At 67.5% G+C, this 13,114-nt stretch carries 12 protein-coding genes; 5 read left to right on the forward strand and 7 right to left on the reverse strand.

Features of this window, described 5'->3' with window-relative positions:
- Positions 1 to 8 precede the first annotated feature (8 nt).
- The 3 genes from IU459_RS00835 (at position 9) to IU459_RS00845 (ending at position 3,199) form a co-directional block, all read left to right on the forward strand.
- On the forward strand, positions 9 to 1,100 hold the full coding sequence (locus IU459_RS00835) for an MCE family protein (protein WP_195127484.1): 1,092 nt from the start codon (positions 9 to 11) through the stop codon (positions 1,098 to 1,100).
- Positions 1,097 to 2,275 carry an MlaD family protein gene (locus IU459_RS00840; protein ID WP_195127485.1) on the forward strand — a complete coding sequence of 393 codons (1,179 nt, stop codon included), beginning with the start codon at positions 1,097 to 1,099 and terminating at the stop codon, positions 2,273 to 2,275. The genes IU459_RS00835 and IU459_RS00840 overlap by 4 nt, the downstream gene beginning before the upstream one ends.
- Positions 2,276 to 2,407: 132 nt before the next feature.
- Positions 2,408 to 3,199: a hypothetical protein gene (locus IU459_RS00845; protein WP_195127486.1), complete on the forward strand. Its 792-nt coding sequence runs from the start codon at positions 2,408 to 2,410 to the stop codon at positions 3,197 to 3,199.
- 76 nt (positions 3,200 to 3,275) lie between these two features.
- Here IU459_RS00845 and IU459_RS00850 read toward each other — a convergent pair whose 3' ends face one another.
- From IU459_RS00850 to IU459_RS00870, 5 genes are all read right to left on the reverse strand, one after another.
- The gene (locus IU459_RS00850) at positions 3,276 to 3,848 is read right to left on the reverse strand and encodes a ribonuclease H family protein (RefSeq protein ID WP_195127487.1); all 573 of its coding nucleotides are present in this window, start codon (positions 3,846 to 3,848) and stop codon (positions 3,276 to 3,278) included.
- A 10-nt stretch (positions 3,849 to 3,858) separates the two neighbouring features.
- On the reverse strand, positions 3,859 to 4,317 hold the full coding sequence (locus IU459_RS00855; RefSeq protein WP_195127488.1) for an SRPBCC family protein: 459 nt from the start codon (positions 4,315 to 4,317) through the stop codon (positions 3,859 to 3,861).
- A 137-nt stretch (positions 4,318 to 4,454) separates the two neighbouring features.
- Positions 4,455 to 5,639: an L-2-hydroxyglutarate oxidase gene (gene lhgO, locus IU459_RS00860; RefSeq protein WP_195127489.1), complete on the reverse strand. Its 1,185-nt coding sequence runs from the start codon at positions 5,637 to 5,639 to the stop codon at positions 4,455 to 4,457.
- Between the two features lie 290 nt (positions 5,640 to 5,929).
- Positions 5,930 to 6,721 carry a TIGR03084 family metal-binding protein gene (locus tag IU459_RS00865; protein ID WP_195127490.1) on the reverse strand — a complete coding sequence of 264 codons (792 nt, stop codon included), beginning with the start codon at positions 6,719 to 6,721 and terminating at the stop codon, positions 5,930 to 5,932.
- 111 nt (positions 6,722 to 6,832) lie between these two features.
- Entirely contained in the window at positions 6,833 to 8,188 is a 1,356-nt protein-coding gene (locus IU459_RS00870; RefSeq protein ID WP_195127491.1) for a hypothetical protein, read from the reverse strand.
- A 261-nt stretch (positions 8,189 to 8,449) separates the two neighbouring features.
- Here IU459_RS00870 and lon point away from each other — a divergent pair, with 261 nt between their 5' ends.
- Positions 8,450 to 10,786, forward strand: a complete 2,337-nt coding sequence (gene lon / locus IU459_RS00875; RefSeq protein ID WP_228837223.1) for an endopeptidase La — start codon at positions 8,450 to 8,452, stop codon at positions 10,784 to 10,786.
- A 116-nt stretch (positions 10,787 to 10,902) separates the two neighbouring features.
- Here the strand turns inward: lon and IU459_RS00880 are convergent, their stop codons facing one another.
- Complete coding sequence (locus IU459_RS00880; RefSeq protein WP_195127492.1) at positions 10,903 to 11,337, reverse strand: PaaI family thioesterase; 435 nt, start codon at positions 11,335 to 11,337, stop codon at positions 10,903 to 10,905.
- Entirely contained in the window at positions 11,334 to 11,915 is a 582-nt protein-coding gene (locus IU459_RS00885; protein WP_195127493.1) for a TetR/AcrR family transcriptional regulator, read from the reverse strand. The genes IU459_RS00880 and IU459_RS00885 overlap by 4 nt, the downstream gene beginning before the upstream one ends.
- Positions 11,916 to 12,012: 97 nt before the next feature.
- Between IU459_RS00885 and IU459_RS00890 the strand changes: the two genes are divergently transcribed.
- Complete coding sequence (locus tag IU459_RS00890; RefSeq protein ID WP_195127494.1) at positions 12,013 to 13,083, forward strand: DNA polymerase IV; 1,071 nt, start codon at positions 12,013 to 12,015, stop codon at positions 13,081 to 13,083.
- Positions 13,084 to 13,114 lie beyond the last annotated feature (31 nt).

The raw sequence follows: 13,114 nt of genomic DNA on the forward strand, positions 1-13,114 counted from the left end.
CGTACCGAATGACGATCAAGGCACGCAGGGCGCTGGTCGCCGTCGTCGCGGTGGCCGCTGTGTCGGTCACCGCGGGCTGCGGGTTCACCGTGGAGAAGCTGCCGCTGCCCAAACCCGGCCTGAACGGGGACACCTACACGGTGCACGCGGTGTTCGAGAACGCGCTGAACCTGCCCGACCAGGCGAAGGTGAAGATCGGCGGCTCGGATGTCGGCGTGGTCAGCGACATCAAGACGAAGAACTTCCAGGCCATCGTGGATCTGACCATCCGCAAGGACATCGAGTTGCCCAAGGGCAGCACGGCGGAACTGCGTCAGGCCACCCCGCTCGGTGACGTGTTCGTCGCGGTGTCCAAGCCGAAGGTCGATCCGGGCGCGGAAATGCTGCGCGACGGCGACACGCTGACCCTGGACAGCACCTCCGCGGGTGCGACCGTCGAGCAGCTGCTCATCTCGGTGTCCATGCTGTTCAACGGCGGCGGCATCGCGAGCCTGTCCAGGCTGGGCGCGGAGTTGGACTCCATCCTCGGCGGCCGCGGCGGGCAGCTGGCCCATCTGATCACCGAAATGACCGGTGTGGTCAGCAGTTTGAACGCCAACACCGCCCGCGTGGACAGCGTTCTCGGCGAGTTCAGCACCTTGGCCAACACCATCGAGTCGCGGCGGTCCGAACTCGGCGAAGTGGCCGACACGCTGCCGCAGATGATCGGCGCTGTCGCGGAGAACAACCGGGCCATCGGCGAACTACTGACCAAGCTGTCGGTGGCCAGCGCCGCGCTCGGCGATTACGCGAACACCTCCACCGACCAGCTCGGCAGCCTGCTGGACAACACCCGTCAGCTGATGGACGCGCTGGCCAGAACCGGTGACGGCTTCGGCGTGCTGCTCGATCGGCTGCGCGTGCTGCGGCCGAAGGTCGACGCGACCTTCCGCGGCAGCAGTTTCGCCGTGTACGCGACCGCGACCAACCTCGACATCAGCGCGCTCACCGACCCCCAGCACGGCAGACTCCAGGACCTGCAGGACCTGCAGGACTTCGCGGGGAGCCTGATCCAGGTGCTGCAACTGGTGCAGGGCCGGGTGGCGGGAGGACACCGATGACCTTCCTGCGCAGCGCGGCCGGCCGCAAGCTGCTGCTGTCGAACCTGGGCCTGGTGCTGGTGCTGCTGGTGGGCGCCGCATATCTGATGGTGAACGTCATGCGGGTCAACCCGCTGCGCTCGGACTACACGGTCACGGTGAACCTGAACCGCTCCGGCGGTCTGCAACCCGGCAACGATGTGACGCTGCGGGGATGGCGGATCGGCAAGGTCACCTCGATCGAGCTGACCGATCGCGGCCAGGCCATTTCCGCCACCGCGCAGATCGACGCGAAGTACAAGATCCCCGTGGACACCCGGATCGCGGTGCAGGCCCTGTCCGGCGCGGGCGAGCAGTACATCGACTTCCGGCCGAACTCCGAGCAGGGGCCGTTCCTGGCCGACGGCGCGGTGTTCGAGTTCGATCCGGAGAAGATCCAGACGCCGACCCCGGTGTGGGCGGTGCTGGACAACTCCAGCGCGCTGATCGCGCAGATCAACCCGGACCACTTCAAGGTCATCCTGCAGGAGCTGGACATCGCGCTCAGCGCGGGACCGGATCAGCTGCGCGGCATGGTCAATGGAATCAGCCTCGCCATGGCCGGCCTGGACTCGTTGCTGCCGCAGACGACGAACCTGATCACGAATCTGCGTACCATCGCCAACACCACGTCCATGGCGCAGCCGGATCTGGCCACCCTGACCCGCAACTCGGGCACCCTGTTCGAGCAGTTCAACAATGCGAATGCCGAACTGCAGCGCGTGCTCGATCAGGCTCCCGGCCAGCTCACCAGCCTCGGCGCCGTGGTGGACCGGACAGCCGATCCGATCACCAGCCTGGCCACCAACTTCCAGGCGATCACCAAGGCGGCGCAGTTGCGGCTGCCCGCGCTGCGGGCGCTGTTCCCCTCGCTCGCGCTCGGCGGCGAGGCGCTGGGCGTCCCGGCGCACGACGGTGAGTTCCACGCGATCATCGACATCTGGCCGCGGCCGTTCTGCACCTATGAGACGCCGAAGATCCGTAACGAGGTCGTGCAGGACGGCACGATTCCGAAGTGGAATTACTGTGAGAACCCGCCGCCGGGTCAGCTCATCCGTGGTGCGGCGAACGCGCCGCGGCCGAACATACCGAACAACGGGGCGCAGATGCCGCCGGGTGTGGATCCGAACGAGCGGACTCTTCCTCCGGTGCGGTGAGTTCGCACCCGGTCCGCCGGTCATCCCGCCGGACCGGGCATACTCGCCGGTAGAACGCGTAAGGTTCGCTGTCGCGGGCCCTGAAGCCAATCGGCGCGCACCGATGTGCGCCGGGAAAGCAGGTTTGTATCGATGTCTACCGACGACGCCGAGACCGACAAGGACGCCGAGACCAAGGCCGCCGCGGGCGGCAAGGACACCGACGCGGTGACCGAGAAGTCGGAGGATGCCGCTGCCGCGGCGAAGCCCGAGCTGTCCAAGGCGGAGAAGGCAGACAAGACCGAGACGGCGAAGAAGGCGGCGGCGAAGGACGCTCCCAAGGCGGACGCGTCCGGGAAGTCCGCATCGCTTCCGCTGGTGGCCGCGTTCGCGGCGGGTGTGCTGGCGGTCGCGGCGATCACCGCTCTCGTCGTGTTCTTCCTGCAGGGTAAGGACCGCGGTGACAAGCTCGACGCGATTCGCGATTCGACCAGCGCCGCCTGCCAGTTCGGCAAGGACGTCTCGGTTTACGACTACTCGAAGAACCTGGACGACTACTTCACCACGGTGAAGGCCGGATCGACCGGGGAGTTCCTGAAAGAGTTCGACGACGCGACCAAGGCGCTCGAGGACGCGATGGTGCAGGCGCAGGTCAAGTCCTGGGCCGACGACGTGCAGTGCGGCTACCAGTCCGGCGACAAGACCTCGGCGAAGGTGCTGGTGACCCTTACGCAGTACCGGACCAACTTCACCCAGGCCAACCCGGAGCGGCAGTTCGTGGTCGTGATCGCCCAGCTGCAGAAGTCGGGCGACAAGTGGCTGGTCGAGAAACTCGACTCGCCGATGCTGAAGGGCGCCGGTACGGGCCTGCCGGGTGCGCCTGCGCCGGGCGGGACTCCGCAGCCCGCGCCGTCCGGTCAGCCCGGGCCGCAGCCGGGTAACTAGCCGAGCGCCTCCGGCGGTGGGCCGAGCCACCACCGCCGGAGGTCATTCGGGCAGACCCCGTGCCCGCGTGAGCGGATCAGAACAGTGTCAATGCTTGTGGCGCCGACGGCGCGGCCGCCTTCCCCGCGGCCTTGTCCTTCGGCGCTTCCGGCGCCGTCGACGCTTCCTCCACAGTCACCGCGGGCATTTCCACGGTGTTCGCCTCGGCGACAGCCGCGGTGACCGCGGCCTGCCGAGCCGCTTCGCCGGCCAACGCGTCGGCCTGCTCATTGAAATAGTTGCCGACATGGCCTCGGACCCATCGGAATCGAACCGGGCCGGGCCTGCTCGCGATGGCTCGATCGATCTGCTGGACGAGTTCGACATTCTTCACCGCGCCGCCGGTGGACGTCCGCCACCCATTGAGCCGCCAGCCGGACACCCACTCCGAGGCGCATTTGATCGCGTAGAGCGAATCGCTTTCGATGAGCAGGGGTTCGGACCCGGGATGGGCGACGATCGCCTCCAGCACCGCTCGCAACTCCGCGACCTGATTGGTTCCGGACGCGGCTCCCCCACTTGCCGAGGAGCCCTGATGATTGACCCAAGCCCAGCCGATGGCGCCGCCGGGATTACGCAGGCAGGATCCGTCGGTGCTCACGATGATCATGGCTGGCACCCTACGCAATCCGACCGACAAGATCGGTACCGTGGAATTCCTCTATCGCCCTCCGTAACCGGGATTCGGTACGTCGCAGCGCCGATCCGACCGCGGCGTCCACCAGGCGTCCGACCGGGCCGCGCGGTTGGCCGTATGCCGCCTCGGAGGTCAGCACCGACCGCCCGTAGCCGAGCGGGTCGAAGCGCAGCGTCAGCGTTCCGGACAAGCGTCCGCGAAGCGTATACCCGATCACCGCGTTGCGGCGGTATTCGGTGATCTCGCAGGTCACATGCGGTCGCCAGAATGCGAGGCGGGCGCTGGTCGCGAAGACCGCGCCGAACCCGCGGTCCGCTTCGCCGGTCGGTACGAATTCCGCGACGCCGAACATCCAGTCCGGCACGAATAGGTGGTTCTCCGTGTAGTTGAAGGCGACCTCGACGGGTGCTCCGACGTCACTCGCGTACTTGATGTGGCCCATAGGCCCTCCCTGTTCACGACTGGCGTCAAAAGTACTACAGCTCTCCTCTTTATTCGAGAGCTCTGCGCGATTTGGTGTGTCGTATTGCCAGATCGCGACCGGCCGGTTTCTCGGCGGCTCGCTCACTTTGGGCGTCGTCAGAGTTGATCGACGATGTGCTCCGCGATCGGCATGGCCGAGGTCGCTGCGGGCGAGGGCGCGTTGAGCAGGTGAATCGAGCGCTCGGTGCGCTCGATCATGAAGTCGTGCACCAGTGTTCCGTCTCGCAGCACCGCCTGCGCGCGAATGCCGGCCTCGCGTGGAAGCAGATCGGCGAGCGTGAGCTCCGGACAGTAGCGGCGGCACTGCGCCAGGTATCCGCGTTTGAACAGTGAGTCGCGCAGTTCCCGCAGCCCGGTCCGCACGTTCGCCCTGGCGACCCGGTGAAATCCGGTAAATCCGAGTATCTCTCGTGCGTCCCTGGCGTCGAAGCTGCCCTTGCGATAACCCTCTCTGGCCAATCCGAGCACCGCATTCGGGCCGACGGTCAGCGCGCCGTCGATCGTCGGGCTCAAATGCACCCCGAGGAAGGGCAGCTCGGGATCCGGAATGGGGTAGATCAGCGTGCGGACCAGACCGGCTCGTTCCTGCGGCAGCTGGTAGTACTCGCCCCGGAACGGAACGATGCGAAAGTCCCTGCGCAGCCCGGCCGCTCGTGCCATCCGATCGGCCTGCAAACCCGCGCAGGCCACCAATCGGCGCGCTGACCACGAGCCGGTCGGGCCGGCGGCGGTCACCGCGTCCGCCGTCTCGGTAAGCGTGGTGATCTCGGCGCCGAGCACGAATTCGCCACCTGCTGCGCGAACTTCGTCGGCGAGCGCGGTCGTCACCTGGGTGAAGTCGATGATTCCCGTGTCGGGGACGAACAATGCGCCGACCCCGGTGATCCGCGGTTCGCGCCGAGCGAGTTCCGCGGCGTCGATCAGTTCGACGGCCACCCCGTTGGTGATCGACCGTTCGTGCAGCGCGAGCATGCGCGCGTATTCGGCGTCGTCGGCGGCCACCAGCAACTTGCCGCAGACCCGGTGCGGAATGTCATGTGCCGCAGCGAACTCCTTGGTCCAGCGGGCGCCACGGCGGCACAGCGTGGCCTTCAGGCTGTTCGGCGGATAGTAGATGCCGGAATGGATGACGCCGCTGTTGTGACCCGTCTGGTGCGTGGCCAGCTCGGATGCCTTCTCCAGCAGCACCAGGTTCGCGCCCGGGTGGCGCGTGAGGATCTGGTGCGCGGTCGCGACGCCGACGATGCCGCCGTCGATGACGCAGAAGTCATAGGTGGTCATACCCGTGCCTCGATCCCGTGCGGCTCCGGCATGATCGCGGCTGTGTCGCTGGTTCGCTCGCTCATTGTCGAGCAGGGTAAGCGGTGCTTCCACGACCCTGCCCTCGTGGGGCGTTTATGTTTCCGGCAGTACACGAGCGGGTAAATATCCGTGTAGCAGGCGAGCGCCATTCTCGACTGCCACATCGAGACACCCCGGCCAATGGCGTCCGGCCGTCGACACGAACACGGCGCACCCAAGTGTGGCGCTCGCCCGCTCCCTAATCTTCGGATCGGGTCGGGGGCAGCGGGTCAGGCGAACTGGCCCGCTGTCCTTCCCTCGCCCGTCGGCCCCGCGAAAGCCTGTGCGATAGTCAGCCATTCCGCGGCGTCGTCGCCGTGCGCCTCGATCGCGAGGTCGTCCGGATGGCGGCGCTGCGTCACCAGGAGGCAGAAGTCGAGCGCGGGTCCGGTCACCCGCTGTGCGGCATCGTCGGGGCCCCAGGACCAGATCGTGCCGTCCGGCGCCGTCAGCTCGACTCGGAATTCCCCCGCGGGCGGGGTCTTTCCGTGCACGGTGTAGGCGAAGTTCCTGGTACGCACGCCGATATGGGCCACGGTGCGCAGCCGCGCGGTGGGTGTCCTGCGCACGCCGAGCGCGTCGGCCACGTCCTGCCCGTGCGCAAAGGTCTCCATGATGCGGGCGGTGGTCATCGAAGCCGCGCTCATCGGCGGGCCGAACCACGGCACTTTGACACCCGCGGGCACCGCGCGCAGTGCCGCGGCGAGAGACGCGCGTCCACGCCGCCACCGGTCGAGCAAGTCGGCGGGTGGCTCGGTCGCGGCCTTCTCGGCCGCTTCATCGACGAAGGTGAGCGCACGCGGCCCGGCCTCGGTCACCAGACGCTGGAAAGTCTCGGGGTTCGCTGCCGCGATCGTCGCGATTTCGTCGGTCCATGCCAGATGGCCGATCTGATGGGCGATGGTCCAGCCGGGCGCGGGGGTCGTACGCGCCCACTCCTCCGGAGCCAAGGGGCCGACGAGTCGTTCCAGATCCGTGCATTCTTCGGCGAGATCACCGAGCAGCGCTTCGAGGTCGGCCATGCGTTTCCTTGCCCTCCCAGGCACACCGCCTCGTGCGCCGTTATCGTCCAGCATCGCAGCGGCGCCAGAAAAAGGCAAGCATGCTTGTTTTATATTAGCCCGTGGGGCGCGCTACCAGCCGAAAACCACCAGATGCGTCGCGCCGACCACCAGCCCGAGGACGGCTCCGTGCAGATACAGCAGCCAGGCGTCCTGCTCGACGGACGCGTAGAACATCTCCATGAACTCGCCCGGCGTCAACCGCCGGAGTTTGCGCGCCGCGAACTCGTCGATGGTCTTGGCCTGTTCGAGGGTGAACTCCTCGTCTTCCACCAGGCTGGGCGCCAAGCCGACCGCGGCTCCCGCCGCACCGACCGAGAGGTTGACGAACTGACGGCGCCCGAGTGCCGCTCGCACCAGTGTGGTGGTCGGTCCGAGCTGACGATGGATCTCGTCGGCGATCAAATGCTCCAGCAACTGCCTGGTCTTGTCCCCGTTCGGGCCCTCGAGCAGCTCTTTCGACAGGTTGGGCAGGGTCAGCACCTGGTAGGCCAGGATGTGTGCGAGGTCGGTCGCCGCCTGCGGCTGCCGCTTCGCCAGCAGCGCTTGCTTCCACAGGTACTTGTACCTCGGTTGCGGGTCGCCCGGCTCGAAAACCATCTTCACGGCGATGACGTTCACGATCACACCGATCGCCGCCGAGGCGAGCAGCACGATCACCCAGCCCGGTACCAAGCCGAACACGGGAATGCGCTGGTGCACATGCATATACAAGGCCAGCAGCAATCCGAATGGCGCGCCGAGAAATCCGATGCGCACCATGAAGCGCAACTCGGGCGCCGCGATGGTGGTGGTCAAGTCCTTCAGGATGGCCGGGTTTTCCCGCAGGTAGCGGATCACGAAGCTCTTGATGTCGATCAGTTGGTCCACGTTGTCGCCGAGTGAGGCGAACGCGCGGCGCGACAGCGCGGGCAGCTCCCGATCCACCCGCTGATAGATCAACTGCTTGGCGGCGCGCGGCACGGTGCGCCACAGGTCGCGGTTCTCCCGGTACATCAGTTCGTCGACCAGTGGCCGCACCTGTTGGCGGGCGAGCATCGCGGTGTAGTCGGCGATACCGTCCAGATCGAGTTCGTGAATGAAGTCCTTGGGGCTGCCGATCCGCATCAGCGCCTTGTCCACGCAGATACTGGCCATCTTCTCCGCGCGGGCCGGAATGAAACCCTGGAATCCGAGGCGGCGGCCGTCGCCGGAGAAGGTCGGCAGCACCTGGACCCGGCGCGGAAAGTACGGATAGAGCACCGGCAGGCCGGGGATCCGAACACCGCGAAACTGGATCGGCCAGAACAACATCAGTACGCCGGTCCAGTTGGTCAGCCACCCGGCCAGCGCACTGAAGACCGGAAACGTGACCAGGTCCACCACGAACTTCGACTGCCCGGTCAACCCTTCCCAGTCGATGAACACGCCGGCGGCGAGCGACGACATCGATGGGACTCCCTAGGCCGAGCCGGCGGTACCGCCGGTATGAGATACCAAGGCCCCCACGTTCTCATTGTCTTGGACAGAGTGTCAACGAGACCCCTAGGCGGAGAATTCGCCGTCAGCGAACGACCCGACGGGCGTGGAACAAACGCGAACACCTCTGGGTTGAGTAGGCAACGCTCAACTTTTGGAAGGGTCGAAGACGTGACTACACCACAGAACCTGCCGGTGCTGTTCCTGACCGATCCGATCGTGCTGCCGGGCATGGTCGTGCCCATCGAACTGGACGAGTCCGCGCAGGCCGCGATCGATGCCGCCCGGGCCGCGAAGAAGGACTCCGTGCTGCTCGCCCCCCGGCTGACCGAGGGCTATGCCACCTACGGTGTGGTCGCGACGATCGAACAGGTCGGCCGGATGCGCGGCGGAGCCCCCGCGGCCGTCCTGAAGGCCGAGCGGCGCGCCAAGATCGGACACGGGGTCACCGGACCGGGCGCCGCGCTGTGGGTGGAGGCCGAACCTGTCGAGACACCCACACCGGACGGCCGGACCAAGGAGCTGGCCGCGGAGTACAAGAAGCTGGTCGTCTCGGTGCTCCAGCGCCGGGAGGCGTGGCAGATCATCGACGCGGTCAACCAGCTGACGGATCCGTCGGCGATCGCCGACACCGCGGGTTACGCACCGTATCTGACCTTCGAGCAGAAGCGGGAGCTGCTGGAAACGCCGGATGTGGCCAAGCGGCTGAGCACCCTGATCGAGTGGACCAAGGAACACATCGCCGAGGCCGAGATCACGGAGAAGATCAGCGAAGACGTCCGCGAGGGGATGGAGAAGAGCCAGCGCGAGTTCCTGCTGCGCCAGCAGCTCAACGCCATCCGCAAGGAACTCGGCGAGGACGAACCCGACGGCGCCGATGACTACCGCGCCCGCGTCGAGCGGGCCGATCTGCCTGACACCGTGCGGGAGGCGGCGCTGCGCGAGGTCGGCAGGCTGGAGCGGGCCAGCGATCAGAGCCCGGAATCCGGCTGGATCCGGACCTGGCTGGACACCGTGCTGGAACTCCCGTGGACGGTGAAAACCACCGACAGCGCCGATGTCTCGGCTGCCCGCGCGGTCTTGGACGCCGATCACCACGGCTTGGACGAGGTCAAAGACCGCATGGTCGAGTACCTGGCGGTCCGGGCGCGCCGTGCCGCCCGCGGCCTGGAGGTCGTCGGTGGACGCGGTTCCGGTGCGGTGCTGGTGCTGGTCGGTCCGCCCGGTGTGGGCAAGACCTCGCTCGGCGAGTCCGTCGCGCGGGCCTTGGGGCGCAAGTTCGTTCGCGTCGCCCTGGGTGGCGTGCGCGACGAGGCCGAGATCCGCGGTCACCGGCGCACCTACGTCGGCGCGCTGCCCGGCCGCATCGTGCGCGCCATGAAAGAGGCCGGTTCGATGAACCCGGTCGTCCTGCTGGACGAGATCGACAAGGTCGGCTCGGACTTCCGTGGCGATCCGGCCGCCGCCCTGCTGGAGGTGCTGGACCCGGCGCAGAACCACACCTTCCGCGACCACTACCTCGATCTGGACCTCGACCTGTCCGACGTGCTGTTCATCGCCACGGCGAACGTCATGGAGACCATCCCCGGACCGCTGCTGGACCGGATGGAGCTGATCACCGTCGACGGCTACACCGAGGACGACAAGGTGGCCATCGCCCGCGACTTCCTAATGCCGCGGCAACTGGAGCGCAACGCGCTCACCGCCGACGAGGTGACCGTCACCGAGGAGGCGCTGCGCGAGATCGCGGCCAACTACACCAGGGAAGCCGGAGTGCGGCAGATGGAGCGGCTGATCGCGAAGGCGTTGCGCAAGGCGGCGACTCGGCTGTCGGAGCGTGCAACCGATTTTGCCGCATCGGGTTACGACGCGGAGCTGGGCTACGAGGAACTGGTGCAGGACGCCTTGACGATCGGTCTGGGCGACTTGAAGGACTACCTCGGCCGCCCGCGCTTCACCCCCGACTCCGTGGAACGCACGGCGGTCCCCGGTGTGGCGACCGGTCTCGCCGTGACCGGGGCCGGTGGCGATGTCCTCTACATCGAGGCCAACGCCGCCGAGGGTGATCGGTCGCTGACCCTGACCGGCCAGCTCGGCGACGTCATGAAGGAATCCGCGCAGATCGCGCTGACCTACGTGCGCTCGCACCTGGAGGAGATCGGCATCGAGCCGTCGGTGCTGGATCGCAATATCCACATCCACTTCCCGGCGGGCGCGGTGCCCAAGGACGGCCCGTCCGCGGGCGTCACCATGGTCACGGCTCTGGTCTCGCTGGCGCTGGGTCGCCAGGTGCGCTCGGACGTCGGCATGACCGGGGAGGTCACGCTGAACGGCCGGGTTCTGCCGATCGGTGGCGTGAAGCAGAAGCTGCTCGCCGCCCAGCGGGCCGGCTTGAAGACGGTGTTCATCCCGGCGCGCAACGAGCCGGATCTGGACGACGTCCCCGAGGAAGTCCTCGCCGCGCTGGACGTCCGCCCCGTCGCCGACGTGGCCGACATCCTGGCCTACGCCATCGAGCCGGTCGCCGAACCGGCGCTCGATGGCAGGACCCTCGCCGCCACCGCCTGAGCTGCGCAAAGGGCCGGGCACGGAAACCTTCCGTACCCGGCCCGCCTTGCAACTTTCTTGCAACGCGAACCGGTCGTCCGCTATCCGGAAACCGCTCGAGGAGCCAGATTCCGGCCTCACGCCCCCAGGGCTCGTTCCACGGTTCGCGTGGTGCCCTGTGCCACCGCGCAGAGCACGGGTTCGCGGTCCGGGCCCTCGGCGTAGATCTCGCAGTGCACCACGGCCTGCCGTCGGGTCGAGCCCGTGACGGTCGCTTCCGCACGCAACCGCGTCCCCGCGGCCGGCCGCAGGTAGGTGATGGTGAAACCGCCGGTGAGCACGTTCGGCCCGAGGACTGTTCCCGCTGCGAAGGTGAGCGCGTTGTCGGCCGCGTAGGAGAGCACGCCGCCGTGCACGAAGCCGAATTGCTGGCCGAGTTCGGGACGGATGCGGATGACCAAGGTAGCGGCGCCGTCGCCGAACGCGGTGATCTCGGTGCCGACCAGGGCGGCGAACGGCTGAGCGTCGAGTACCTTTCGCGCGCTGTCGATGTCCAGCGTGGAGGCGGTCATTCGGAAACCTTTCCGTCGAGGGTGCGGTCGGCGACGAGAGTGAGCCAGGCGGCGTCGGCGAGTTCGCTCGCGACTTCGGTCGGAGCGATGCGCATTTCGCCGCCCAGCCACTGCCGCGTGTACTCCTGCGCTGGTCCGAGCCACAGTGCGTAGACCAAGTCCAGCGGGAGATCACGGACCACCCCGTACCCGGCATGCGTGCGCCACCAGCGCGCGATGTCGCTCATGAAACGCCGATTGCTCTCGCTCTCCCGTACCCCAGGTGGCCGCGCCGAGGTGAGCACCGTTGCCCGGTACTGGTTCTCGCTCACCCAGCGCAGGTGCTCGAGCACTCCGGCGGTGATCCCCTCGTAGGCGCCGGTGCTGTCGCCGACCACCGCCCAGAAGTGTTCCTGGTAGTCCGCGAGCGCGTTGGCCCACACCTGCCGGTACAGGTCGGCCTTGTCCGGGAAGTGGTGGTAGAGCGCCCCGACGCTGGCGCCCGCCGCGTCGCGGATCTGCGTCAGCGTCGCGTCCAGCGCGCCCCGCTCGGCGAACTGCCGCTCGGCCGCGAGCAGTAACCGATCTCGAATCTTCATATCCAGAATTTAGTTCTGGTTTCCTGGCGCGCACAAGGCTGTCCGGGTTCGGCGGAATTCCGGCAGCGTGTCGGAGGGCTGCGGTAGGAACGAACATGTGGCCAGATGGCTGTTGCACGTCGACCTCGACCAGTTCCAGGCGGCGGTGGAGTTCCGCCGTCATCCGGAACTGCGGGGGCTGCCGGTCATCGTCGGCGGGCACGGCGATCCGACCGAGCCGCGCAAAGTGGTGACCTGCGCGTCCTACCCGGCGCGTGCGTTCGGGGTACGGGCCGGGATGCCGTTGCGCAGTGCACAGCGCAAATGCCCCGAGGGCATTTTCCTGCCTTTGGACATGGCGGCCTACGAAGACGCCTCCGACGAGGTGATGTCACTGCTGCGGACGTTTCCAGGGCGGGTCGAGGTATGGGGCTGGGACGAGGCGTTCCTCGCCGCCGACACCGACGACCCCGAGGGCCTCGCACAGCGGGTTCGCAGCGCCATCGCCGGTTTGGAGCTGACCTGCTCGATCGGCATCGGCGACAACAAGCTCACCGCCAAGCTCGCCACCGGGTTCGCCAAGTCGGCGGGCAAGTCATCGGCCGAACCGGCCGCGGACGCCGGAGCCGCCGCGGGCGTCTACCGGCTCACCGCCGCGAACTGGAGCGAAGTGATGGCCCACCGGCCGACCGATGCGCTGTGGGGTATCGGCAATCGAATCGCCGCCCGCCTCGCCGAGCTCGGCATTCACACGGTCGGCGAGCTGATGACGGCCGACCGGCATCGGCTCGCCGCCGAGTTCGGTCCGAACACCGGTCCCTATCTCTGGGTGCTCGGACACGGCAAGGGCGACACCGAGGTCACCACCGAACCTCGAATTCCCGTCGGCCGCAGCAAATCCGAGACATTTCCGCGCGACCTGACCGATCCGGGCGAGATTCGTGCCCAGGTCGCGCGGCTGGCCACCGAGGTCGCCGAAGAGATGGCCGCCGCCGGCCGGATCGGCATCCGGGTCTCGGTGACGGTTCGCACCAACACCTTCTACACCCGGAGCAAGCAGGAAAAGCTGCCCGAACCGACCATCGACGTCGCGCGGATCGCCGAGACCGCAGTGCGCATAGTCGACCGGTTCGAGCTCGATCGGCCGGTTCGTCTGCTCGGTGTCCGCCTGGAGCTCGTGCCGCAGTAGTGCCCGGACCGGTCCGGACACTCGTATGCTC

Source organism: Nocardia amamiensis (assembly GCF_015477605.1).
In the GTDB taxonomy this organism is placed as follows: Bacteria; Actinomycetota; Actinomycetes; order Mycobacteriales; family Mycobacteriaceae; genus Nocardia; species Nocardia amamiensis_A.